The 23,261-nt window shown below is 61.7% G+C and carries 21 protein-coding genes and 2 pseudogenes; 21 read left to right on the top strand and 2 right to left on the bottom strand.

Features of this window, described 5'->3' with window-relative positions; translation table 11 throughout:
- From H8A95_RS05690 to H8A95_RS05680, 3 genes and pseudogenes are all read left to right on the top strand, one after another.
- A pseudogene (locus tag H8A95_RS05690) lies at positions 1–1,266 on the top strand (hypothetical protein); the annotation flags it as partial.
- A 758-nt stretch (positions 1,267–2,024) separates the two neighbouring features.
- Positions 2,025–2,303: a helix-turn-helix transcriptional regulator gene (locus H8A95_RS05685; RefSeq protein WP_229170794.1), complete on the top strand. Its 279-nt coding sequence runs from the start codon at positions 2,025–2,027 to the stop codon at positions 2,301–2,303.
- A 3-nt stretch (positions 2,304–2,306) separates the two neighbouring features.
- A pseudogene (locus H8A95_RS05680) lies at positions 2,307–3,159 on the top strand (replication initiator protein A).
- Positions 3,160–3,359: 200 nt separating this feature from the next.
- Here the strand turns inward: H8A95_RS05680 and H8A95_RS44090 are convergent.
- Positions 3,360–3,524, bottom strand: a complete 165-nt coding sequence (locus H8A95_RS44090; protein WP_312001509.1) for a hypothetical protein — start codon at positions 3,522–3,524, stop codon at positions 3,360–3,362.
- 6 nt (positions 3,525–3,530) lie between these two features.
- On the bottom strand, positions 3,531–3,767 hold the full coding sequence (locus H8A95_RS44085; RefSeq protein ID WP_312001510.1) for a transposase: 237 nt from the start codon (positions 3,765–3,767) through the stop codon (positions 3,531–3,533).
- Between the two features lie 278 nt (positions 3,768–4,045).
- Here H8A95_RS44085 and H8A95_RS05675 point away from each other — a divergent pair, with 278 nt between their 5' ends.
- The 18 genes from H8A95_RS05675 (at position 4,046) to H8A95_RS05590 (ending at position 23,258) form a co-directional block, all read left to right on the top strand.
- Entirely contained in the window at positions 4,046–4,510 is a 465-nt protein-coding gene (locus tag H8A95_RS05675) for a DUF2840 domain-containing protein (protein ID WP_229170795.1), read from the top strand.
- Positions 4,507–5,019, top strand: a complete 513-nt coding sequence (locus H8A95_RS05670; RefSeq protein WP_229170796.1) for a S26 family signal peptidase — start codon at positions 4,507–4,509, stop codon at positions 5,017–5,019. The genes H8A95_RS05675 and H8A95_RS05670 overlap by 4 nt, the downstream gene beginning before the upstream one ends.
- A 197-nt stretch (positions 5,020–5,216) precedes the next feature.
- Entirely contained in the window at positions 5,217–5,906 is a 690-nt protein-coding gene (locus tag H8A95_RS05665) for a lytic transglycosylase domain-containing protein (RefSeq protein ID WP_229170797.1), read from the top strand.
- Between the two features lie 577 nt (positions 5,907–6,483).
- Positions 6,484–7,548, top strand: a complete 1,065-nt coding sequence (locus H8A95_RS05660; RefSeq protein ID WP_229170798.1) for an IS110 family RNA-guided transposase — start codon at positions 6,484–6,486, stop codon at positions 7,546–7,548.
- A gap of 507 nt (positions 7,549–8,055) precedes the next feature.
- On the top strand, positions 8,056–9,819 hold the full coding sequence (locus H8A95_RS05655; RefSeq protein ID WP_229170799.1) for a DUF3363 domain-containing protein: 1,764 nt from the start codon (positions 8,056–8,058) through the stop codon (positions 9,817–9,819).
- A gap of 36 nt (positions 9,820–9,855) precedes the next feature.
- Positions 9,856–11,844 carry a conjugal transfer protein TraG gene (locus H8A95_RS05650; protein WP_229170800.1) on the top strand — a complete coding sequence of 663 codons (1,989 nt, stop codon included), beginning with the start codon at positions 9,856–9,858 and terminating at the stop codon, positions 11,842–11,844.
- Positions 11,845–11,850: 6 nt separating this feature from the next.
- Complete coding sequence (locus H8A95_RS05645; protein WP_229170801.1) at positions 11,851–12,276, top strand: ribbon-helix-helix domain-containing protein; 426 nt, start codon at positions 11,851–11,853, stop codon at positions 12,274–12,276.
- 132 nt (positions 12,277–12,408) lie between these two features.
- Complete coding sequence (locus H8A95_RS05640) at positions 12,409–13,737, top strand: MFS transporter (RefSeq protein ID WP_229170802.1); 1,329 nt, start codon at positions 12,409–12,411, stop codon at positions 13,735–13,737.
- Positions 13,738–13,965: 228 nt separating this feature from the next.
- Positions 13,966–14,880 carry a P-type conjugative transfer ATPase TrbB gene (trbB, locus tag H8A95_RS05635; protein WP_229182279.1) on the top strand — a complete coding sequence of 305 codons (915 nt, stop codon included), beginning with the start codon at positions 13,966–13,968 and terminating at the stop codon, positions 14,878–14,880.
- A 1-nt stretch (position 14,881) separates the two neighbouring features.
- On the top strand, positions 14,882–15,208 hold the full coding sequence (locus H8A95_RS05630; protein WP_229171772.1) for a TrbC/VirB2 family type IV secretion system protein: 327 nt from the start codon (positions 14,882–14,884) through the stop codon (positions 15,206–15,208).
- The gene (locus tag H8A95_RS05625) at positions 15,208–15,471 is read left to right on the top strand and encodes a VirB3 family type IV secretion system protein (protein ID WP_229171774.1); all 264 of its coding nucleotides are present in this window, start codon (positions 15,208–15,210) and stop codon (positions 15,469–15,471) included. The genes H8A95_RS05630 and H8A95_RS05625 overlap by 1 nt, the downstream gene beginning before the upstream one ends.
- A 10-nt stretch (positions 15,472–15,481) precedes the next feature.
- The gene (gene trbE / locus H8A95_RS05620; RefSeq protein ID WP_229182278.1) at positions 15,482–17,923 is read left to right on the top strand and encodes a conjugal transfer protein TrbE; all 2,442 of its coding nucleotides are present in this window, start codon (positions 15,482–15,484) and stop codon (positions 17,921–17,923) included.
- On the top strand, positions 17,920–18,648 hold the full coding sequence (gene trbJ / locus H8A95_RS05615; RefSeq protein ID WP_229171778.1) for a P-type conjugative transfer protein TrbJ: 729 nt from the start codon (positions 17,920–17,922) through the stop codon (positions 18,646–18,648). Before trbE ends, trbJ begins: the two co-directional genes overlap by 4 nt.
- Positions 18,648–19,019 carry a putative entry exclusion protein TrbK-alt gene (gene trbK-alt, locus H8A95_RS05610; RefSeq protein ID WP_229182277.1) on the top strand — a complete coding sequence of 124 codons (372 nt, stop codon included), beginning with the start codon at positions 18,648–18,650 and terminating at the stop codon, positions 19,017–19,019. Before trbJ ends, trbK-alt begins: the two co-directional genes overlap by 1 nt.
- Complete coding sequence (gene trbL / locus H8A95_RS05605) at positions 19,016–20,245, top strand: P-type conjugative transfer protein TrbL (RefSeq protein WP_229182276.1); 1,230 nt, start codon at positions 19,016–19,018, stop codon at positions 20,243–20,245. Before trbK-alt ends, trbL begins: the two co-directional genes overlap by 4 nt.
- A 99-nt stretch (positions 20,246–20,344) precedes the next feature.
- Positions 20,345–21,028 carry a conjugal transfer protein TrbF gene (gene trbF, locus H8A95_RS05600; RefSeq protein WP_229171783.1) on the top strand — a complete coding sequence of 228 codons (684 nt, stop codon included), beginning with the start codon at positions 20,345–20,347 and terminating at the stop codon, positions 21,026–21,028.
- Positions 21,025–22,050 (top strand): P-type conjugative transfer protein TrbG, encoded by a 1,026-nt coding sequence (gene trbG / locus H8A95_RS05595; protein ID WP_229182275.1) that lies wholly within the window; start codon positions 21,025–21,027, stop codon positions 22,048–22,050. The genes trbF and trbG overlap by 4 nt, the downstream gene beginning before the upstream one ends.
- Positions 22,047–23,258, top strand: coding sequence for a TraB/TrbI/VirB10 family type IV secretion system protein (locus H8A95_RS05590; protein WP_229166707.1), 1,212 nt, complete (start codon positions 22,047–22,049; stop codon positions 23,256–23,258). The genes trbG and H8A95_RS05590 overlap by 4 nt, the downstream gene beginning before the upstream one ends.
- The last annotated feature ends 3 nt before the right edge of the window (positions 23,259–23,261 follow it).

The raw sequence follows: 23,261 nt of genomic DNA, 5'->3' as shown, positions 1-23,261 counted from the left end.
CTTGCTAAGTGGCTCCTCGAGAACAACAAGCCGTCCATGGCTTCTCGCTTTCGAGACGATCTACTGGCCGACGACATCGTGGAGTACAAGAACAAGCAGGGCGACCCTGAAAACCGCCTCGATGCGGCGCTGTCTCATCTCCGGAGGCTTTTGCCCGGGCGTGACGAATTCGGACCGATCGGACCCGGCTCGCAGGTCATGGGACGCCGTATCCTACACCCTTACGAGGCCGACACCGAGGTCATCGACGAGGCGGAGCGCAAAGGCCTGCGCGACCTTGGACCCAGGAGTTCAAGAAAACAGAAGTTTGATATATATGACCGCGCCTATCGCCTTCGTGCGCTCAGTCACTGGCTCCAGATGGAGGAGAAGGGGAGTATAGTTAGCCGATTCAACGGGACGGCAGAGCAGAGGGAAATGTTGCAGAAGGAAATTGAGGAGTTCAGGCTATCTGGAGCTAGAATGTATAATCTGGATCTGACGTCCCTTCGGAACTACTTGCAACTTCGCGAGGCGAACGCGGCGCTCGGGCTGGAAGCTTATGAGCCGCCGGGTTCGCCTGTCGCAGAGCTCGCTCAGCAGCCCGGCTCGCCGCAAAGGCCTGCGGATTCGATCTCCACATGGTCATTGCCGTCGTTGCCGTCCGATTTCGATTTCCCCGAGCTGAGCTTCACCGCACCAGCGCCGCCGGCTAGGGCTCCATCAGACATCTATGGCAGCCTTGAGTCACTGATCGATCTGAATGCGCCCACACCGGACGAGTGGCGTCACGATGCGCAGTCTGCGCCGGCACTGCCTGCCAGCGCTCGTTCGGACATCTATGGCAGTCTTGAGTCACTGATTGATCTGAACGCACCCACACCGGACGAGTGGCGTCACGAGGCGCAATCCGCGCCGGCGCCGCCTGCCAGGGCTCCGTCGGACATCTATGGCAGTCTTCAGTCACTGATAGATCTGAATACGCCCACACCGGGCGAGCTGGGTGACGATGCTCACTCTGCACCCGCACCTAACGCGCAGCCGTTCTACCTTGCGCCTGCGGCGGCCCATCATGAGGCGGCGGATTTGCCCGATCTTGGACCCGTATTCGGCGAGAACTGGCGGCATGGCCCCCAACTGGCGGAGCCCGTCATGATCGACATACTGGAAAACATGCAGCTCTTGCCGACCCGGTACGTCCCAATGACACGCTTTTTCATCAACGGAGAGCGCTACACGGCGGAGTTGTTGCCGGATGGACGAGTTCTTCTCTTCCATCGCCCGTAACGTGGCCGCGGCCCAACAGGGGCAGCATCTCACTTACCGAAAGTAAGATAAGATGTCGGACAAAGTCGGCCACCCGGCTTTTGCTCCCGACCTCACCAATCTAGGCGCCGAAGCGTAACCTCAACAATGGTTGAAGGTTTAATTTTACTGCCGCCGCGACGGCGCGACTTGGACAATTTGGACGTTCGCAATCGTGGTTACGGTGGCTTTCACATCGGCAGGCTCGCTGGGGCGTCCGTCAATCCGAGTGAAAGGGCCATCTGTCTCCGTCGGGTTTCGATCGATCGGCAACTCGGTGCGAGGGCAGGGCCTCGGTCGAACGCTCCCGCAGCACAATTAGCCTTTGATGACGATGTCGTGTAGCCGGCGACTCTGGCGCGTGATGAACGGACGCGCCAAGGCCAGCGTTCATCGATTATCCAAACAGCAGGCGCGAGCGCCTCAGTGCCGTTGTCCGCGGCGCTCGAGGCGCATACTGCCAGGTGGCAGCTATCGCATCATCGCCGGAGCGCTGCTCGGCAAGAAACGGATCGCGCGCGCTTGGAAGACACGGTCCGTGCAACCGACGGGTGCGGAGCCTCCCTCTGGTGTGGATCGGCGGCTATTGCAAGCTTCTGCGGCCCGAGCGTCTTCGATGGGGATATCGAAAATCGCGCCCCTCATCTTCGGCATCCCCCTAAGCACCTCTGCTCCGCGATCGTGGCAGTCGACGCGCGACGACCCTCGTTCGCGCTCCAGAGGATCACGGAGCTTTTCAAATGTCCGATCCGAGCGCGGATCAGCCGTCCCGATACCTGCGCACGCCCGAAGCCGCGCGATTTCTGAGTTTGTCCGGCCGCACGTTGGAGAAACACCGAACGTACGGAACCGGTCCCGAGTATCACAAGATCGGCGGGCGCGTGGTCTACTCAGTAGCTGACCTGACAGCCTGGGCGAAGCTGGGCAAGAAGAAATCGACCTCGGATCCCGGTGTCGGGACCGTACTGCCCGCAAAACGGCGCGCGCCAATTCCCTATGCGGGTAAGGAGCGGCGCTAAGCCATGTCCGTTAGCAAATCCTCAGCCCGCCGCCGCCGCCGCTCCGAGCGCGAGCAGCTTGACCTGTTTCATGCGCTTCCTGGCGATCTCGCGCCGCACGTCGCGCAGGATGTGATGGCCTATCCATTCGTCTCGCTCGCAATGCGCGTCGAGGTCGCGCCGGAACACTGCATGGCGACCATCTGGGATGCAGAGGTCCTGATCTGGGCCGCGTCCCGGCTCGTCGAAGCCCTTGACACCGGTTTGAAAACGTCGCGCCTGATGGCCGCAATGTCTTACGAGATTTTGCCTTTTTTCCGCCTGGGCACGAGAGCGCCTGACTATGATCGGCTGAACGCGGGGCTTGGTAGGGCGCAGTCGCCGACAGTGCAGATCTCGATCCGCCAGCCGATAGAACGGCGGCGGCCTCGCTTCTCCTGGATCAACGAGTGGAAAGAGACGGACCATGCAAACGGGCGTCCATTTGGTCTCGAGCTGATCCCGCCTGACTGGTTCTATAAGGGTGTGGTCGATCACGCGCTCGTGCTGACGATCGATCGTGCTTATTTCAGTCTGGCCGGGGGACTTGAGTGCTGGCTTTACCGGCTGCGTAAGCACGGTGGATGCCACGACGGCGGCCGGAGCTTCAACCTTGTGCACCTCCATGCCAGGTCCCGCGTCCTTTCGCCGCTCAAGGATTTTGCCTACGACGTACGCCAGATCGTCCAACGCCAGACATGGCCCATCTATCAGCTTGCGCTCACGCGCGATCCGAACGGTGCCGAACGGCTGAACTTTGCAGCGAGGCTTGTTAACCCCTTAACCGCGCGGCTGTGCATACGCGGGCTCATTTCCAGCTTCAGAGGACAACCTGTGAATCAGCACGTGCTATCGGGGACCGTAACGCTCGTACCATCGGGGACTCGAGCCTCGTGCCATCAAGTCGACCATGCCTGCAACGAGCATGCCTCATGGGCCAACTCTCTCGCGCACAAAACTCTCCTGCGATGCGATTGTTGTGGCCAATGCATGTGCGCGAAGATCGCGCGCATGATCACGCGATCATCAGCGTCGGCGTCACCGCATCGCTTGCGTCTCTTTTCCTTGCGGCAGCTCGCTCGTCGAGGAGAACTCGTTAATGTCCGTAGTTGGCGCGACGGCCGCACGTTGGAGTCGGCGGCGCTCAATGCGGGCGCCAAGGCAGAAGGTTGCGCCATTGATCCAGATCTTGTGCAGCAGCACGGCGAGCTACGGGCCCCCGAGACGCGGCTCGAAATTGTTGGGAATGGTCGTCAGGATCGTGATTGCCGCCTTGTGCAGCATCGCCCGCGTCAGTTCGTCGCCGCATCTGGTGATGCTCCCGATGCGAGCGGTTTGTCCGGATTGATGGCGCCGTGGCGTCAATCCGAAATGGGTCCGGACATTGGTCGACTTCCTGAATCGTCTCGGATCCAGCGACACGTCGAGCCCTGCATGGAAGTCCATCGTTCGACCTCGTCGCCGACGGCTGGAATGCACGGTGCGCTCCAGCCGCGAATCGTTGCGAGGCCTAGTCGCCACGACGCGTCAGGCAAGGGGGCACGACTCAGTACCGCGGCTAGCCAGAAATCCTTGGGATTTCTTCAAACGGACCAGGCCTCAACTTGCATGGGAGCTGACTGGCAACGTCAGGCCGCCAGGCCTGCTCACCTTCAGAAGTGGCACACGCGCTTCGCTAAGCCCAAAGCATACCGTTTCCGGTTTGAGCGTCAGGGAGCGGCGGCATGAGCGATCTCACGGAAGTGGAAGTTTTGTGGCTCGAGAAGCGTATCGAGAACCGCGTTCGGTTTGGTCGTATTGTCAGGGAACGAAAGCTTGATCGTCACCGGCGTGTCCTATCATTTGCACCAGGCAGCATCTTTGGCTTCGTCCGTTGGACATCCAACGACTTTGGCTCGATCACCTCGCGGATTGACATCTTGCGCGCGGTGGCACCGGGACAGCGCTGCTCGACCGTACCGTATGTGAGGCCCGGCGGAGAGATTGTGCTGCGGCTCTCTGGCTGGCCGAAGGTCGAGCGCGTGTTGCAGATGGTTGATGCCGTCGAGGCGCTTGGAATCGATCCGGCTGACGTCGCTCCCGATCATTGGCATCACGTTCATAACCGTCTGTCCGTCAACGAAAACCCGCGTCCATATACGAAAACACGCCACCAGGCCTGGCTCCATCGTCGGAGAGTGATGCGATGACGAGCCGCCTGATGACGCTGACCACGACGTTTGCGGTGGCGGCCGCGCTCATCGCGACGATCGTCCTGGAGCCGCTTCCACTCTACATTTGGAATGCATCGGCAAGCGTGCCAATCGGTCTCTACAGCCTACGACCGGCGAAGCGCTTCCATGTAACCGAGCTGGTCGCCGTTCAGCCGCCGGAGCCGCTTGCGACCCTCCTCGATTTGAACGGCTATCTGCCGGTCGGCGTCCCCATGCTTAAGCGGGTCTTGGCACTGCCCGGGCAGACGGTCTGTAGAAGCGGGCTCGCGATTTCGGTCGATGATATTGCGGTGGGCGAGGCGAAGGATCGCGACGGACGCGGCCGGCCGCTGCCCAAATGGCAGGGGTGCCGCGTCGTCGGCGACGGCGAGCTCTTTCTCATGAATTGGCAGTCGGACGACTCCATGGACGGCCGATATTTTGGATTCCTTCCGGCGTCGGCGGTGATTGGCCGTGCGCTCCCGGTCTGGACGTGGGAGGAGTGACCGTGCGTGTTCTACGTGTTCACCCCGCCATTCCTCGGTTGGATCGGTTGCGGGACCATTCCTCCGTCCCCGCCAACGCTTGCAAGCCTGACGCGCGCAGCGGTGGTCCATATGACCGGCGCGAAGCGGCTTTACCCTGGACGGGTGCGAACACGACGGGAGACTTGGCTCGGTCATGTATGCCTGTTTGGGTAGTTGTGTCGCTGCTGCTTGCTCTAACCGCATCGGACACTGCCGCTCTGGCCGAAAACGGGTCCGCTTCGCTCCCAGCGATCTATCGAACCACCCACAGGCTTTCGGCCTTCATCGAAGAAGCCTCACAACGTTTTACGATCCCGGCGCAGTGGATATGCTCGGTTTTGAGCATCGAAACTGCTGGAGACATGCATGCCAAGTCGCCCAAGGGCGCAATGGGACTGATGCAGATCATGCCGGCGACTTGGGCGGAACTGCGCCAACGCTATGATCTAGGAAACGATCCATACGATCCGCGTGACAACATTCTGGCCGGCACGGCGTATCTCCGTGAATTGCTCGACCGCTACGGTTCGCGTGGCGCTTTTGCTGCGTACAACGCGGGACCAACTCGCTACGAAGAACATCTCGCGGGAGCCACTTTGCCAGACGAGACGCGAGCATATGTGGCAAAGATTGCAAATTTGCTTAGCATCCAACTGCCGCCGACGTGTACAGCGAGCCGGAGGTCATCAGCAGCTGCGACGCTGTTCGTTGAGCGAGCTGACCTGATGGAAACGCGCGGTAGGCCGACAGCGTTCGTGCTCTCGCGCTACGCAACGGTTGCAATCTCGTCGCGCGATGTTTCGCAGATGGCCCCCAGGCCCACTGGCGTTTTTGTCGCTCGATCGGACTCGAGGGTGTTGCGATGACCAGCAATGGCGTGCTTCAGCGAGCAATCGGTGGAGGAGCGAGAGCAGTGGGCGGGCACGACGTGTGCGTCCGGGGGCTGCACATGACGTCATGTCTTGACGAGTCTAGCGGCCTCGGTCGGCAATGCGTCGACTCGGCGAGCTCCTACTCTGTGCGGGGCTCTGCCATGGCAGCTGTCGCCTTCGCGATCACTGCTTCGGCGCGCTCTATCGCGGCGTGGAATTCCTCGCTCTTCCAAGTATCAACCGAATGGGCGTCATCGTACGACTCGTCTGTGGCGTCTTGCGCGCGTGGCACCAACTCGCGAAGCACCGCAATGGCTTCGGAGAGCAGCTTGGCATTCTACTCATCGCGGGAAGACCGCGTCACCTCTTTAGCCTCACCGCATCGCAATTGTGATCCGTCAGGCAATATCGTTGCAAAAGATGACTATTGCAACTGCCTACGGAATACGACGGCAGAACGGCTCTTCAAATCGGGCTTCGAGAAGCCGGTGCACGGGGATAGCCGCCGTGTGGCCGGATCGGGAGCCTGGTGCAACGACTTGGGTGGTCGTTGCCACACAGGAGAACTCCGATGAAGCTATACGTTGGATTGGACGTCGGTCTGGAAGAAACCAGTCTTTGCATCGTCGATGGCGAGGGTCTCACCGTTCGCGAGGTCAGGGTTATGACCGAGCCAGCGGCGATCCGCTCCGCGGTAGAAGGCTCCGCGGATCGCCTCGAGAGAGTGGGAGTCGAGGCGTCATCGCTTGGCATCTGGCTGTATCGCGAACTGCAGCCAGCGGGGCTCCCGATCATTGTTGTCGAAGCGCGTCACATGCGCGTTTCGCTGTCGACGATGCGCAACAAGACCGACCGGAATGACGCGCCCGGCATCGCGCAGATGATGCGGTTGGGCTGGTATCGCGCCGTGCATATCAAGAACATCGACATGCAGAAGATGCGCACGCTGCTGACCAGCCGGAAGCTGCTCAAGCGCAAGCTGATCGACCTCGAAAACCACATTCGTGGTGCGCTGCGGGCCTATGGGTTGCTCGTTGGAGCCATCGCCCGCGGTGCCTTTGAGGCCCGTGTGCGCGAACTGATCGAGCGCAGCGATCCGGTCTTTGTAATGACCATTGAGGCCATGTTGGATGTACGCCGCGCCACCCTCGAGGGTTACGATCGGCTGCACCGTGTGCTGCTGCAGGTGGTCCAGCATGATGCTGTCTGCCGGCGCCTGTTGACGGTTCCAGGCGTCGGTCCCGTTGCGGCCCTGTCGTTCAAGGTCGGCGTCGATGATCCCCGGCGCTTTGCCGGATCGCGAACGGTAGGCGCGCATTTTGGCTTGGCGCCGAGGCGGCACCAGTCCGGCACGTCGATCGATTACGAAGGGCGCATTAGCAAACAGGGCGACGTCGCCGTGCGCGAGGCGCTTTCCGAGGCGGCTGCAAGCCTGCTGCTGCGGGTCAGGAAATGGTCGGCACTGCGGGCGTGGGGCCTGCGGATCGCCAAACGGTCGAGCATGCTGTGCGCGATCACCGCGGTCGCGCGCAAGCTCGCAAGCATTCTGCACCGGATGTGGGTCAGCGAGACCGATTTCCACGTTGGTTTTGGTGCCAAAGTCACGCAGCGGCTGCGGTTGAAACCTGCACGGTAGCCGCGCTGCAGATGACGACGGATTAGCGTTGGGTTTGCGCTCGGCACGTTGAGGAGGAGCGAAATTGGAGATGCGCGCATGTCCGCTATCTCTTGCCTGCTGCCGCCCTTCGGGGACGAGAGCGCCGGACTGCTTGGACAGCCCTGTTTACGAACCTGATGAAGAGCATGCGACGGCCGAAGTGCTGAAGGCGAAGGAACGCATGGACCCCGCCTGGTGAATGCACGTCGCGTACGCGGCTGCGGTGAAGTGCGCGTTGTTGGTGCAGGAGTCGGTAATGGCTGAAGTTCGAAGAGTCGAAGAAAAGCGTAGGAATGAGTTGACTTTGCCCGCCCGATTAGGACGGCCAGATAAAAGGGGCTCGCCGGTCGAACCGCAAGCCATTGGCATGGCTTGGGTTCTCGCGTGCCGGTCGGTCGGGGCGCGTGCCGCGCCTTGCATTTTGACGAATGCAATCAATAGGGTTTTCGGCACCGTGCGCGCTTTTGATCGTTGGGAGGCGCTGCCGTGAGCGTAGGCGACAGCGACTTGCGTATTCGGCCTGGACGCATCCGCAGCACCCGCGCGCCAAAGCCCAAGAGCTTCATCAACCAGGTGCTGCGGGCGGCGAAGAAAGCCGGACACACAGCGGGTCAGACCGCGGCCGGCAGGCGTTCGGCAGCCTATGGGCGCTCGACGTTTGGCCGCGGGCGCCTCGCCTTTAGCCGTGCCAGATTGTTCGGCCCGACGCGCCGTGTTGTGGTGAAGGCGCGCGTGGTTCGTCATAAAGGGCGAGCCTTCCGTTCAGCGCCACTGACCGCCCACCTCTCATATCTGAAGCGCGACGGCGTGACCCGGAGTGGTGAGCGGGCCGAGATGTTCGATGCTGACAGCAACCGCGCCGATAGCGCTGGTTTCGCCGAACGGTGCCAGGACGACCGGCATCATTTCCGGTTCATCGTCTCGCCGGAGGATGCCGGCGACATGACCGACCTGAAGGCCTTCACCCGCGATCTCGCCAGGCAAATGGAGACCGATCTTGGCACGCGGCTCGACTGGGTGGCCGTCGACCATTGGAATACCGACAACCCACACGTCCATCTTCTCGTTCGGGGAGTAGACGAGGAAGGGGCAGATCTCGTGATCTCCCGCGACTACATCAGCCAAGGCCTTCGCTCCCGCGCCGAGGAACTGGTCGCCATAGAACTAGGTCCAAAACCGGAGCACGAGATCCGCAATTCGCTGGAGAGGGAAGTCACGGCAGATCGATGGACGCGGCTAGATCGGGAGATCCGGCTGGCAGCCGATGAGACCGGCACTGTCGATCTTCGCCCCGAGAACCCGGGCATCTCCGATCCCGAGATCCGGCGCCTGATGGTTGGTCGCCTTCAACACCTGGAGAAGATGGGCCTTGCCGCATCCGCCGCACCAGGAGAATGGATGGTGGGGCTCGAGGCCGAGCGCAGCTTGCGCGACCTCGGCATGCGCGGCGACATCATCAAGACCATGCACCGTGCCTTCACCGAGCGTGGGGAAGCGCGCGGCGTTGCCGACTTCGTCATCGAAGGTGGACGGCCGACGGCACAGATTATCGGGCGGCTGGTCGACCGCGGATTGCATGACGAACTGACCGGCGAGGCCTACGCCTTGATCGACGGAACAGACGGACGCGCTCACCACGTGCGCTTCCGAGGGCTCGAGGCGTTCGAATATGCACCGCCGGTCGGCGGCATCGTCGAAGTCCGGAGTTTCGGTCCACCCGGCGATCCGCGCCCCACCGTGGTACTCGCGACCCGTTCCGATCTCGATCTTGGTGGGCAGGTCACTGCAAAAGGGGCCACCTGGCTCGACCATAGACTGGTTAAACGCGATCCCGTGCCGCTCGCTATGGGCGGATTTGGCCGCGAGACCCGCGACGCCTTGGAAGCCCGAACGGAGCATCTGGTCCAGGAGGGCCTGGCGCGGCGGCAGGGCCAACGCATCATCCTGCAGCGCGACCTCCTGAACACGTTGCGCCGGCGCGAGCTGGACGAGGTGGCGGCAAAGGTCTCGGCCGACACCCGCCTGCCTCATGTGAACGCCGCCTCTGGAGAGCAAGTGGCGGGCACCTATCGCGAGCGGCTGACGCTCACCTCTGGACGTTTCGCCATGATCGATAATGGGCTCGGCTTCCAGCTCGTGCCCTGGTCGCGCGAGCTCGAAAAGAGGCTGGGCCAACACGTCACCGGGGTCGTGAAGGACGGCGGTGGCATCGAGTGGGGTTTTGGTCGGAAGCGCGACCTCGGCCTCTAGCAATCTCTCCAGTTCAGTTGCGGAAGGACGTTCGGGATGTCCGGAACCAAAATCCTCTGGGGTCAGGTGATCGTTGTCGGCCTGATCGTTTTGTTGGCCATTTGGGGAGCAACCGAGTGGACGGCCTGGCGGCTCGCCTGGCAACCGGAGCTTGGGCGGCCCTGGTTCGAACTGTTGGGCTTCAAGATCTATTACCCGCCAGTCTTCTTCTGGTGGTGGTTCGTCTACGACGCCTATGCGCCTCAAATCTTTGTCGAGGGGGCCTTCATCGCGGCGGCGGGGACCTTCGTCTCGATCGCGGTGGCGATCGGCATGTCGGTGTGGCGGGCGCGCGAGGCCAAGAATGTCGAGACCTATGGCTCGGCGCGCTGGGCTGATCTGGAGGAGGTGAGGGCTGCTGGCTTACTCGGTCCGGACGGTGTGGTGCTCGGCAAGCTCGACCGCGACTACCTTCGCCATGACGGACCGGAGCATGTTTTGTGTTTTGCACCGACCCGATCAGGCAAAGGCGTCGGTCTTGTCGTCCCCTCATTGTTGGCTTGGCCCGGCTCGGCCATCGTTCACGACATCAAAGGGGAGAACTGGCAACTGACCGCCGGTTTCCGCTCGTCGCATGGCCGCGTCTTGTTGTTCGACCCGACCAACCCAACGTCCTCAGCCTACAATCCGCTCCTCGAGGTCCGGCGCGGGGAATGGGAGGTGCGCGACGTCCAGAACGTCGCCGACGTCCTGGTCGACCCCGAAGGCTCCCTCGACAAGCGGAATCACTGGGAGAAGACCAGCCATTCGCTCCTGGTCGGCGCGATCCTCCATGTCCTCTATGCCGAGACCGACAAGACCCTAGCTGGCGTGGCGGCATTTCTGTCCGACCCGAAGCGGCCGATCGAGGCGACGTTGAAGGCGATGATGACCACGCCGCACTTTGGCGAGCAGGGTGCTCATCCCGTGGTCGCCTCGACCGCGCGCGAGCTCCTCAATAAATCCGAGAACGAACGCTCCGGCGTCCTGTCCACCGCGATGTCATTCCTCGGACTTTACCGCGATCCGGTCGTGGCCCAGGTGACCCGCCGTTGCGACTGGCGGATCGCCGACCTGATTGCCGATGCCAGCCCCACGACGTTGTACCTCGTGGTGCCGCCCTCAGATATCTCACGGACCAAACCGTTGATCCGCCTGGTGCTGAACCAGATCGGCCGGCGCCTGACCGAGGACTTACACGCCCGCGGTCGCCGGCATCGAGTGCTGATGATGCTCGACGAGTTCCCAGCACTCGGGCGGCTTGATTTCTTCGAGTCCGCGCTGGCCTTCATGGCGGGGTACGGCATCAAGAGTTTCTTGATCGCGCAATCACTCAATCAGATTGAGAAGGCTTACGGTCCCAACAACGCCATTCTCGACAACTGCCACGTCCGCGTCAGCTTCGCGACCAATGACGAACGGACAGCGAAGCGTGTGTCCGACGCGCTCGGTACCGCGACCGAGATGAGGGCGATGAAGAACTATGCCGGTCATAGGTTGAACCCCTGGCTGGGGCACCTGATGGTCTCGCGCCAGGAGACGGCAAGGCCGCTGCTGACCCCGGGTGAAGTCATGCAGCTTCCGCCGATGGACGAGATCGTCATGGTGGCGGGCACGGCGCCGATCCGGGCGAAGAAAGTCCGCTACTACGAGGATCGGCGGTTCACCGAGCGGGTTCTGCCTCCGCCGGATCCGGCGAGGGCCGGCCGATCATCGCGAACGGACGGATGGTCGGCGCTCGGAACGCCGAAGCCGACGGGAGGTCCAACTAGCAAAGCCGCGGAGGCCGAGGAAGACACGGCGAACACCGGCCTTCGTCGCGAGCCCGAACTCCCCGATCACGTCGCGATCGTCAAGGAGACGACCGAGCCGACGCCAGCCGAGGAATTTGCCGCGGTTCTTGACGACGACGAGGATGCTGTCCGCCAGTCTCGGCTCATACGCCAACAGATGCGCGGTGTCGCCCGTCAAGTCGCCATGGACCCAAATGACGGTATGGAGCTCTGAGGCGATATGCGCGACCGGATGAACGTCTATTTCCCGCCAGAGCTTCTGAAACAGATCTCGGAGCTCGCCGATCGCAAGAAGCTTTCCCGGTCCGCGATCGTGGAAGCGGCAGTCGGTTCGTTTCTGTCACCGGACGGCGCGGACAGGCGGGAGGCAGCGTTTACCCGTCGGCTGGATCGACTGTCGCGTCAGATGCAGAGACTGGAGCGCGACGTTGGTTTGACAGCCGAGACCTTGGCCCTCTTCATTCGTTTCTGGCTGACGATCACGCCACCGCTACCCAACGACGCGCAGGCGGCCGCGCAGGCAAAGGGTCGGGAACGATTTGAAGGATTTGTCGAGGCGCTCGGGCGCCGTTTGCAGAAGGGACAAAGCTTTCTGCGCGAGATTCCAGAAGATATCCGCCGTCAGGAACCTGCCGAAGAAACCTGATCGAACCATGTAGAAAGCCCATTTCGCCGGTCCTTCTTTATCTACGCCAGCCTACGACTGCAGCGATTTAGCCGAACTGACGAAAGCTGGACGCGCTATCGGCTCGAGCGAGCTGAGAGCAAAGGGGCCAGCATGCAAATCTCAACAGCATGGCGTCAAGCTGCGCGCGTTTTTCTGCCTTTTGTAGCCGGGTACTATCTCTCTTATCTGTTTCGAACGATCAACGCTCTGATCGCCAGCCATCTCAGCTCGGATACCGGCGTTGGGACTGCCGACCTCGGGTTGCTTACGTCAGTCTATTTTCTTGTTTTTGCAGCAGCTCAGATCCCCGTTGGTATTCTATTGGACCGCTTTGGTCCGCGTCGCGTCCAGAGCGTTCTGCTTTTGCTCGCAGCAGTCGGCGCGGGACTGTTCTCGGTATCGACCGGCTTCCTATCCCTTTTGATTGCACGAGCAATGATCGGGCTTGGGGTGGCGGCGGCGCTCACAGCAGGTCTGAAATCCATCATCCTTTGGTTCCCAAGGGAACGAGTTGCGTTGCTGAATGGCTACATGGTCATGCTGGGATCGCTAGGAGCGGTGACCGCTACGACTCCCGTCGAGCACCTGCTCGCCTGGATGGGCTGGCGGCAGCTCTTTGAGATCCTGGCGGCTGCGACCGGAGCGACGGCTCTTCTCATCTACGTCATGGTGCCCGAACGACGCGATGTCTCGTCAACAGCGCGCGCCACCCTCAGCTCCGTTTTTGGCGATCGGCGCTTTTGGCGAATGGCCCCGTTGTCGGCGACTTGCGTTGGATCGTCCTGGTCCCTGCAGGGATTGTGGGCATCGCCTTGGCTGATAGACGTCGAGGGGCTTGATCGCGCAAGTCTCGTCAGGCAGCTGTTCATAATGTCGATCATGCTTAGCGCCGGTGCCTGGTTGTTCGGTATGACAGTCCATCACATCAAACGAAGGGGAATCGGCGCGGAGGCGATATTAGCGATCGTTGCTGTCTTGTTTATCGTAGCCGAGCTGGCCTTGATCCTGCGAGCGCCTCTGCCGTCCATTTTGCCCTGGTCCGTTGTCGCAATTGCCGGAACGGCGACGGTCGTCAGTTTTGCGGCGATAGCTGATTACTTTCCGCCTGAGCTTGCTGGTCGTGCCAATGGCGCCTTGAACGTCTTGCACTTTGGCTGGGCATTTCTGGCACAATCCGCAACAGGCCTGATCCTGGAGCAATGGCCGACGAACGGTGGCCATAGGTCCGCCTCAGCCTATCAGGTCGCATTCGGTCTCAACATAGCACTGCAGATCACGGCATTGGTGTGGTTCGCGCTGCCTTGGCGCCAATCCGTCGCCTCATGGATACGTTCAATTCCCTTTTTCATGCCTGCAAGTGATTCCGATGCTGTCGAGCCCGTCGGCGTATATGAGAACTCGGTCATACTGGTACCCACGGATGACGATGCGGAGTGGTGAGCGGTCGCTCGCCAAGTACAATACGATTGAGTAGGCCTCAACATCAGTTCTCAGTCTTTCTTTTTCTACGCCAGTCTACGATCACTGAAGCCGCTTGTTGCGCCAAGTCCATAGGTGCCTTTTCTAATCATCCCCACATGAGGACGCTCGTTGGACGTCCTCATTTCGTGGGGGCGAACAGTGGCAATCCATTCCATTCAATCGGAAGCGAGTTCGCGCGGTGCGCGAATGCTGCGCAGCGCGCTTGGGTCGGCGATTGCCGGCTACCTCGAAGACGAGGCGATCATCGAGGTGATGCTCAACCCAGATGGGCGGCTGTGGATCGACCGGTTGTCGAATGGCCTGATCGACACAGGCGAAACTCTGTCGGCTGCGGATGGCGAGCGCATTGTTCGCCTGGTAGCGCATCACGTCGGTGCCGAGGTGCATGCCGGCTCGCCACGGGTCTCGGCCGAATTGCCTGGGACCGGCGAGCGCTTCGAAGGTCTGTTGCCACCGGTCGTTGCTGCACCGGCCTTTGCTATCCGCAAGCCGGCCGTGGCGGTGTTTACGCTCGACGACTACGTCGCCAGGGGGATCATGACCTCGGAGCAGGCCAACACCCTGAAGGACGCGGTCGCCGCACGGAAGAACATCCTCGTCGCCGGCGGGACATCGACCGGCAAGACGACACTGACGAATGCCCTCCTGGCCGAGGTGGCAAAGAGCTCCGATCGGGTCATTCTGATCGAAGACACGCGCGAGCTGCAATGCAAAGCGTCCAATCTAGTGGCGCTGCGGACTAAGGATGGCGCGGCGACGCTGTCAGATCTTGTCCGCTCCTCGCTGCGACTGCGTCCCGATCGTATCCCGGTTGGCGAGGTCCGCGGTGCCGAAGCACTCGATCTGCTCAAGGCCTGGGGTACCGGCCATCCAGGCGGCATTGGGACCATTCATGCGGGCACCGCGCTCGGTGCGCTGCGCCGGCTCGAGCAGCTCATCCAGGAAGCCGTCATCACGGTTCCGCGCGCTTTGATCGCCGAGACCATCAACCTCGTCGCCGTCCTTGCGGGCCGCGGCGCTGACCGTCGCCTCGCTGAGCTCGCCCTCGTCGCGGGGCTTGGTGCGGCCGGCGACTACAGCCTTTCATCAGCAGGAGACTGACATGCATCCGCAATTTCGTTTTCGTCGAGATGCCGCTTCGCTTGCCACGTCCGGGCTGGTTCTTTTGACGTCAGCACCAGCATGGGCTGCCGGCTCGAACATGCCGTGGGAGCAGCCACTCAATCAGATCTTGCAGTCGGTTGAAGGTCCGGTCGCCAAGATCATCGCCGTCATCATCATCGTCGTGACCGGGCTCACGCTTGCGTTCGGGGACTCGTCAGGTGGTTTCCGCAGGCTGATCCAGATCGTGTTCGGTCTGTCGATCGCGTTTGCCGCCTCGAGTTTCTTCCTGTCGTTCTTCTCCTTCGGCGGCGGCGTGGTGATCTGATGGATGAACCGGTCACAGGCTTTGTCGTGCCCGTTCACCGCGCGCTCACTGAGCCAATCCTGATGGGCGGCGCGCCGCGATCGGTTGCGATCGTGAACGGCACGCTTGCGGCAGCCCTTGGGCTCGGACTGCGGTTGTGGATCGCCGGTCTTGTCCTCTGGTTCATCGGCCATATGGCCGCTGTCTGGGCCGCCAAGCGCGACCCCGCCTTCATCGATGTGGTGCGCCGGCATCTGCGCATTCCCGGTCATCTCAACGTCTGAGTTCGCGGTCATGATGAACCTTGCCGAATATCGTCATTCCAACGCGCGTCTCGCCGACTTCCTGCCCTGGGCAGCCCTCGTCGACGAGGGAATCATCCTGAACAAGGACGGCTCGTTCCAGCGGACAGCAAAGTTCCGGGGGCCTGACCTCGACAGCGCGGTGCCGGCCGAGCTTGTCGGCGTCGCCGGTCGCCTGAATAACGCGCTGCGCCGTCTGGGATCTGGTTGGGCGGTCTTCGTTGAAGCGCAACGCCATTTTGCGGGTGCTTACCCGCCGAACACCTTTCCGGATGTCGCGTCTGCACTGGTCGACGCCGAGCGCAGAGCTCAATTCGAAGAGGCGGGCGCCCATTATGAGTCCAGCTACTTCTTGACCTTCCTCTATCTGCCTCCCGAGGAGGGGGCGGCTAAGGCGGAGCGATTGCTCTATGAAGGCCGCGACCGCACCGTTGGAGCAGATGCCCGGGAGGTGCTGCGCGGGTTTATTGATCAAACCAACCGCGTGCTGCAACTCGTCGAAGGGTTCATGCCGGAATGCGGCTGGCTCGATGATCAGGACACGCTGACCTACCTGCACTCGACGATCTCGACCAAGCGTCATCGCGTTCGGGTGCCCGAAGTTCCCATGTACCTCGATGCGCTGTTGTCCGACCAGCCGTTGACCGGCGGGCTAGAGCCGATGCTGGGTTCAGCGAACGTGCGGGTCTTGACGATTGTCGGCTTCCCGGGCGCGACGACCCCGGGGATCCTGGACGACCTGAATCGCCTGGCATTCTCGTATCGTTGGTCGACGCGCGCAATCATGCTCGACAAGACCGACGCCACCAAGCTGCTGACCAAGATTCGGCGGCAGTGGTTCGCCAAGCGAAAGTCGATTGGCGCCATTCTCAAGGAGGTCATGACCAACGAGGCGTCGACGCTGCTCGATACCGACGCACACAACAAGGCGCTTGATGCCGACGCGGCGTTGCAGGAATTGGGGTCGGATCAGATCGGACAAACCTTTGTTACAGCGACCATCACTGTCTGGGACCGCGATCCCAATGCTGCCGATGAAAAGCTGAGGCTGGTCGAGAAGGTCATCCAGGGCCGCGATTTCACCTGCATGATCGAGACGGTGAACGCCGTCGAAGCCTGGCTCGGCAGTCTGCCCGGGCACGTCTATGCCAACGTGCGGCAGCCGCCGGTATCGACCCTCAACCTCGCTCATATGATTCCGATGTCGGCCGTGTGGGCCGGAGAGGCGAGGGATCTGCACTTCAAGGGTCCGCCGCTTCTGTTCGGCAAGACCGAGGGATCAACGCCGTTCCGATTCTCGCTCCACGTCGGCGACGTCGGTCATACCCTTGTGGTGGGGCCGACAGGCGCTGGCAAGTCAGTGTTGCTCGCGCTGATGGCGCTACAGTTCAGGCGTTATCCGAACTCACAGGTCTTCGCGTTTGACTTCGGTGGTTCGATTCGGGCGGCCGCCCTCGCCATGGGCGGTGATTGGCATGATCTCGGCGGCGCATTGTCCGACGGAGGCGAACAACCCGTCGCCCTGCAGCCGCTGGCCTGGATTGATGATCCTTCCGAGCGCGGATGGGCGACGGAATGGATCGGCGCGATCTTGGCACGGGAAAAGGTCGAGATCACCCCGGAGGTCAAGGATCATCTCTGGTCGGCGCTGACATCTCTCGCTTCGGCGCCGAGGGAGGAGCGCACCCTCACGGGCCTGTCAGTCCTGCTCCAATCGAACTCTCTGAAACGCGCCTTGCAACCATATTGCCTCGGCGGTCCGTCCGGGCGCCTGCTCGATGCCGAATTCGAGCGCCTTGGCGAGGCCTCGGTCCAGGCGTTTGAGACCGAAGGCTTGATCGGAACGAGTGCTGCGCCGGCCGTGCTGGCGTACCTCTTCCATCGTATTGGTGATCGTCTCGATGGCCGGCCGACACTCCTGATTGTCGATGAAGGTTGGCTTGCCCTCGATGACGAGGATTTTGCGGGGCAACTCCGGGAATGGTTGAAGACGCTTCGGAAAAAGAATGCCTCCGTCATCTTCGCTACCCAGTCGCTCTCGGATATCGATGGTTCCGCGATCGCACCAGCGATCATCGAAAGCTGTCCAACGCGCCTGTTGCTGCCAAACGAACGGGCGATCGAACCGCAGATCACTGCCATCTATCGCCGCTTCGGCCTCAATGACCGCCAGATCGAGCTTCTGAGCCGGGCAACGCCAAAGCGCGACTACTACTGCCAGTCTCGGCGCGGCAACCGGATGTTCGAACTTGGGCTAGGCGAGGTTGCGCTCGCATTCACCGCAGCCTCTTCCAAGACAGACCAGGCCGCCATCACGCAGCTCATCGCCGAACATGGACCCGACGGCTTCGTGCCTGCCTGGCTCGAGCAACGTGGCGTCGCCTGGGCGAGCGATCTGATCCCCAATCTCGTCAATCTGGAGAAATCGCTATGAGGCGTCTTGGCCTATTGGCGGCTACTGGCACTATCGCGCTGGTGCTTAGCGTCGCGGTGCCCGCGCGGGCGCTGATCGTCTTTGATCCCAACAACTACGTTCAGAACGTCCTGACAGCTGCGCGAGAGCTCCAGCAGATAAACAACCAGATTACCTCGTTACAGAACGAGGCGCAGGTGCTGATCAATCAGGCTAGGAATCTAGCAAACCTGCCGTACTCTTCGTTGCAGCAACTGCAATCGTCGATCCAGCGTACCCAGCAATTGCTGGCCCAGGCCCAGCGTATCGCCTATGACGTCGAGCAGATAGATCGCGCGTTTTCGACGAGCTATGCGCCGGCCACGGGTAGCCAATCGAATCAGTTGCTAGTCGCCAACGCTCAATCGCGATGGCAAAATTCCTATGCCGCAACGCAAGACGCGCTGCGCGTTCAGGCGGGCATTGTTGGCAACCTCGACACCAACCGCATCCAGACTTCCGCGCTCGTAACGTCTAGCCAAGGCGCAAGCGGCGCTCTGCAGGCAACGCAAGCTGGCAATCAGATTCTCGCGCTGAACGCGCAGCAGCTTGCCGACCTCACCGCTGTCGTGACGGCACAGGGCAGGGTGCAGAGCCTCGAAGCGGCTCAGCGCGCCTCGGCCCAGGATCAGGGACGAGAGCAGCTCAGGCGGTTCCTGACGCCAGGACAGGGCTATCAATCCTCCAATGTGCAGATGTTCCACTGATGACCGACGTAAGGGCATTCAAGGCGTTGTCGCTGCTTACGACAATAGGTGTGTTGGTCGTCACTGCCTGCACGATTCAGCTTCGTGGCGGAGACGGTCCTCCTCCGCCGCCGAAGGTGGAGCAGACGACAAATGCAACCAGCTCTGACCTTGCACGCTGCCGCAGTGTCACTGCGCAGGAAGCCTCGGGTTATCAGCACTGCAAGCAAGTGTGGGCCGAAAACCGGCGACGCTTCTTGGCCAAGAAATCCGATGCCGCGGTTCCTGGCCAAGAAGAACCCGCAGCGGTGTGGGGGCCCGCCCCAAAGGATCAGAGCCGGATCCCGCAAGGATATCCGCAACCGGCGACGCCCGAGGCGAGCAAGCCATGACGGGTACGGGGATCATCGACCAATTCCTGGAAACGTTCACGCGTTACATCGACAACGGCTTCGGGCTGCTCGGTAGCGACGTTGGGTATCTCGCAGCGACCCTCGCCGCGATCGACATCACGCTTGCTGCGTTGTTCTGGAGTTGGGGGCCGGACGAAGACATCATCGCGCGCCTCGTCAAGAAGACGCTCTTCGTAAGCGTCTTTGCCTATCTCATCGGCAATTGGAATAATCTGGCACGCATCGTTTTCGGGAGCTTTGCGGGTCTTGGGTTGAAAGCATCTGGCGCAGGCCTCTCCGCGTCGGACTTCCTGCGGCCAGGAAAGATCGCTCAAGTCGGGCTGGACGCCGGCCGACCGCTGCTCGATTCGATTTCCAACTTGATGGGCTACATCAGTTTCTTCGAGAATTTCGTTCAGATCGTCGTTCTCCTGTTCGCCTGGGTCGTTGTGCTGCTCGCCTTCTTTATTCTGGCGATCCAGCTCTTTGTCACCCTGATCGAGTTCAAGCTCACCACGCTTGCCGGCTTCGTGCTCATTCCCTTCGGCTTGTTTGGCAAGACTGCGTTCGCGGCAGAGCGGGTCTTGGGCAACGTCATCTCCTCAGGGATCAAGGTGCTGGTCCTGGCCGTCATCGTCGGCATCGGTTCGATCCTGTTCTCGCAGTTCACCGCAGGCTTCGGCGGCGCCCAGCCGACCATTGAAGACGCGATGACCCTGGTGCTTGCGGCGCTCTCCTTGCTGGGCCTGGGCATCTTCGGTCCCGGAATCGCCAACGGCCTGGTGTCGGGCGGACCGCAACTCGGCGCCGGTGCGGCGATTGGAACAGGCCTTGCTGCCGGCGGCATTGTTGCGGCGGGCGCAGGTCTTGCCGCCGGCGGTGCCGGTCTCGCTGGCGGTGCGATTGCGGGTGCCGCGCGTAGCGGCGGCGCCGCCATGAGCGCAACATCAGCCGCCTACCGGAGCGGCAGCTTTGCCGGCGTCGCGGAGGCCGGCGCTTCCGCTGCCATGAGCCCCTTGCGTCGTGCAGCGGCTACGCTCGGCGCAGGTGGGGAAGCCGGCGCGCAGGCCGCGAGCACCTCGGCTGAAGGTCAGCCCGATTGGGCGCGGCGTATGAAGCATGCCGAGACTATTCGGCACGGTGCATCGGCAGCCGGCCACGCGGTCCGCTCCGCCGATCACGGTGGCAGCGGCTCTTCCGTCGATTTGTCTGAAGGAGAGCGCTGACACTTAGCCACTGCGCCTTCGCCAGCCGCTGCGCGGGCGAATGAAACGCGGACACCGCACGATTCGAAACCGATCACTTGATCTCAGGGGCAACTATCGATGTTCAAACGACCATCAGTGCACTACGGGCGTATGCCCGAACCGGTTACGCCGTATCAGAAAGCAGCGCAGGTTTGGGATGAACGCATTGGATCCGCCCGCTTACAAGCCAAGAATTGGCGCTTAATGGCGTTCGGCTGCCTGACGCTATCGGCCGGTCTCGCAGGTAGCCTTGTCTCGCAATCGAGCCAAGGCTCAATCACGCCCTGGGTCGTTGAAGTCGATCATCTCGGCCAAGCCCAAAGAGTTGCGCCGGCCAACATCGACTATCAACCTACTGACGCTCAGATCGCCTACCATCTGGCGCGCTTCATCGAGGACGTCAGAGGCCTGCCGGCCGACGGTATCGTTCTGCGCCAAAACTGGCTCCGGGCCTATGATTTTACGACGGATCGTGGGGCGGCTGCGCTGAACGACTATGCGCGCAACGATGACCCCTTTGCGAAGCTGGGCAAGGCTCAAATCTCCGTAGACGTCTCGAGCGTCATTCGCGCGTCTTCGGAGAGCTTTCGCGTCGCGTGGACCCAGCGCGTCTACGACAACGGCTCGTTGAGTTCGACTGAGCGCTGGACTGCAATTCTCTCGATCGTGATCGAGACACCCCGCGATGCCGAACGCCTGCGCAAAAACCCCCTTGGCGTCTATGTCCGCGCCATCAACTGGTCAAAGGAGTTGGGTCAGTGACCAAGACGCCGCATGACGTTCATTCGAACCGGCCCATCCCGCACAATTCGGCACTGCCGGAATTCGTGGCCGCGAAGCGAGCAATTCTGTTGGCTCTCCTGGTCGGTTCCTCGCCGCTCGGTGGGTGCGCGACCTACATTCCGCCGGAGATCAGCTATGACGCGGACGTGCCTCCGTTGCCGGCGGCTCCTGCGCATTTCGACGACAGATTGCGACCGCTTCACATTCCACCGCTCTGGAAGCCGGCGCTCGGCGGCAAGTCGGCCGGGAAGGAAGAGCCAGAACCCGTGAGCCGGGTTGAGACGGCAAACAGCGCCGCCCGGGTCGAACCGCGCAAGCGGGGGTATTTCAACGCGGCGCAAATCTACGCCTACAGTCCTGGCGCTCTCTATCAGATTTACGCCGCGCCCGGGCAGATCACGGATATCGCGCTTGAGGAAGGGGAACAGTTGACGGGATCGGGGCCCATCGCGGCCGGAGATACCGTACGTTGGGTCGTGGGCGATACCGAGAGCGGGAACGGCGACACGCGACGCGTCCACATCCTGGTCAAGCCGACCCGCGCGTCAATCGAGACCAACCTGGTCGTCAATACCGATCGGCGCACCTACCTGATCGAGCTCCGTTCCCGCGAGCGGCCATACATGCCGTCTGTTGCCTGGTACTATCCAGAAACTGCACGGGAACGATCGCGTTCGGTCGCTCTGAAGCCCGTTCTTCCGGAGCCGGCGCAGCGCATCTCCCGCTATGCCATCGAAGGGGACAGTCCACCCTGGCGGCCGCTCGCCGCATATGACGATGGCCGCAAGGTCTACGTCGAATTCCCGAAAGGCATCGTGCAGGGCGAGATGCCTCCGCTCTTCGTCATCGGTCCAGACGGCAAGACCGAGCTCGTCAACTATCGCGCTTACGGCAACGTGTTGATCGTCGATCGGCTGTTTGCTGCCGCCGAACTGCGGCTTGGCGGCGAGCACCAGCAGAGGGTCAGGATTGTCAGGACCGACGGGAGGCCGTCGTCATGAGCACTCGGAATGCAAACGATCACGAGCAAGCAGTTCCGCCGGAGACACAAGGGGAGCAGTCCGAGAGCTTCCGCTTGAGAGCGGAGCATCCGCGCGTGACGCGGTTGTCGCGGAAAGTCCTGGCTGGAGGCAGCGCCGTTGCATTGCTCGTCATCGGTGGAACTGTATTGTGGTCGCTGCAGAACAATCGTTCCCGAAACTCGACGGCCGACGAGCTTTACAGTACCGATCATCACAATGTTGCCGACGGAATTACGACGCTGCCGAAGGACTATGCTGGCGTTCCGCGCCAGCCAATCCCGCAGCTCGGTCCGCCGCTCCCCGGGGACCTCGGTCGACCGATCCTTGCCGCTCAAGGCCAGTCGCCGACGATCGGCGCTGACCCGGACCAGCAGCGTCGGGATCAAGAGACCGAGGCAGCCCGCATCAGTCATCTGTTCGCTTCGACCAATGGACGAGAGTTGCGTCCGCCCGCTGCTGCGGCTGTTGGAAGCGACCGCGTCGTGCCACCGAACGCAATGAGCCCCGTCGACGATGGATCTGCGCAAAACGGTCAGGACCGCAAGCTTGCCTTCGTGAATGCTTCTGTGGATCGGCGCACGGTAAGCCCTGACCGCGTCACCAAGCCCGCTTCACCCTACATCGTGCTGGCCGGGACGGTAATTCCAGGGGCCTTGATCACCGGGATCCGATCGGACCTGCCAGGCCAGATTACCGCGCAAGTAACCGAGAATGTCTTTGACACGCCGACCGGTCGCTATCTGCTTGTACCTCAGGGATCGCGTCTGATCGGGATCTACGATAGCCAGGTCACTTTCGGCCAGTCCCGCGTCTTGCTCGTCTGGACCCGGCTGATCGTGCCGAATGGACGATCCATTGTTCTCGAGCGGCAGCCTGGCGCTGACACTGTCGGCTACGCAGGCCTCGAAGACCAAGTCGACAATCACTGGGGTGAGCTATTCAAGGCTGCGGCACTATCGACGCTTCTAGCTGTTGGGACGGAACTAGGCGCGGGCTCCGACACAAATAGCAACGACAGCGCGATCATCCAAGCATTGCGACACGGCGCCTCCGACTCACTGAATCAAACCGGACAGCAGGTCGTTCGCCGCAGTTTCAGCATCCAGCCTACTCTGACCGTGCGACCTGGTTTCCCGGTTCGTGTTCTTGTCAATCGTGACCTCATACTTACGCCGTATAGAGGGTGACAA

This window comes from Bradyrhizobium oropedii, assembly GCF_020889685.1.
In the GTDB taxonomy this organism is placed as follows: domain Bacteria; phylum Pseudomonadota; class Alphaproteobacteria; order Rhizobiales; family Xanthobacteraceae; genus Bradyrhizobium; species Bradyrhizobium oropedii.
The sequence above is the reverse complement of the archived record's forward strand: the minus strand, read 5'-3'. Positions and strand labels throughout refer to the sequence as shown.

What these genes read in the sequence shown, in the direction of transcription:
- H8A95_RS05675 (WP_229170795.1), top strand. Translation starts at nt 4,046, where the DNA reads ATGAGCGATCTCACGGAAGTGGAAGTTTTGTGGCTCGAGAAGCGTATC.
- trbF (WP_229171783.1), top strand. Translation starts at nt 20,345, where the DNA reads ATGTTCAAACGACCATCAGTGCACTACGGGCGTATGCCCGAACCGGTT.
- trbJ (WP_229171778.1), top strand. Translation starts at nt 17,920, where the DNA reads ATGAGGCGTCTTGGCCTATTGGCGGCTACTGGCACTATCGCGCTGGTG.
- trbE (WP_229182278.1), top strand. Translation starts at nt 15,482, where the DNA reads ATGATGAACCTTGCCGAATATCGTCATTCCAACGCGCGTCTCGCCGAC.
- trbK-alt (WP_229182277.1), top strand. Translation starts at nt 18,648, where the DNA reads ATGACCGACGTAAGGGCATTCAAGGCGTTGTCGCTGCTTACGACAATA.
- H8A95_RS05660 (WP_229170798.1), top strand. Translation starts at nt 6,484, where the DNA reads ATGAAGCTATACGTTGGATTGGACGTCGGTCTGGAAGAAACCAGTCTT.
- H8A95_RS05640 (WP_229170802.1), top strand. Translation starts at nt 12,409, where the DNA reads ATGCAAATCTCAACAGCATGGCGTCAAGCTGCGCGCGTTTTTCTGCCT.
- trbL (WP_229182276.1), top strand. Translation starts at nt 19,016, where the DNA reads ATGACGGGTACGGGGATCATCGACCAATTCCTGGAAACGTTCACGCGT.
- H8A95_RS44085 (WP_312001510.1), bottom strand. Translation starts at nt 3,767, where the DNA reads ATGGACTTCCATGCAGGGCTCGACGTGTCGCTGGATCCGAGACGATTC.
- H8A95_RS05625 (WP_229171774.1), top strand. Translation starts at nt 15,208, where the DNA reads ATGGATGAACCGGTCACAGGCTTTGTCGTGCCCGTTCACCGCGCGCTC.
- trbB (WP_229182279.1), top strand. Translation starts at nt 13,966, where the DNA reads ATGCTGCGCAGCGCGCTTGGGTCGGCGATTGCCGGCTACCTCGAAGAC.
- H8A95_RS05645 (WP_229170801.1), top strand. Translation starts at nt 11,851, where the DNA reads ATGCGCGACCGGATGAACGTCTATTTCCCGCCAGAGCTTCTGAAACAG.
- H8A95_RS05670 (WP_229170796.1), top strand. Translation starts at nt 4,507, where the DNA reads ATGACGAGCCGCCTGATGACGCTGACCACGACGTTTGCGGTGGCGGCC.
- H8A95_RS05630 (WP_229171772.1), top strand. Translation starts at nt 14,882, where the DNA reads ATGCATCCGCAATTTCGTTTTCGTCGAGATGCCGCTTCGCTTGCCACG.
- H8A95_RS05685 (WP_229170794.1), top strand. Translation starts at nt 2,025, where the DNA reads ATGTCCGATCCGAGCGCGGATCAGCCGTCCCGATACCTGCGCACGCCC.
- H8A95_RS05590 (WP_229166707.1), top strand. Translation starts at nt 22,047, where the DNA reads ATGAGCACTCGGAATGCAAACGATCACGAGCAAGCAGTTCCGCCGGAG.
- H8A95_RS05650 (WP_229170800.1), top strand. Translation starts at nt 9,856, where the DNA reads ATGTCCGGAACCAAAATCCTCTGGGGTCAGGTGATCGTTGTCGGCCTG.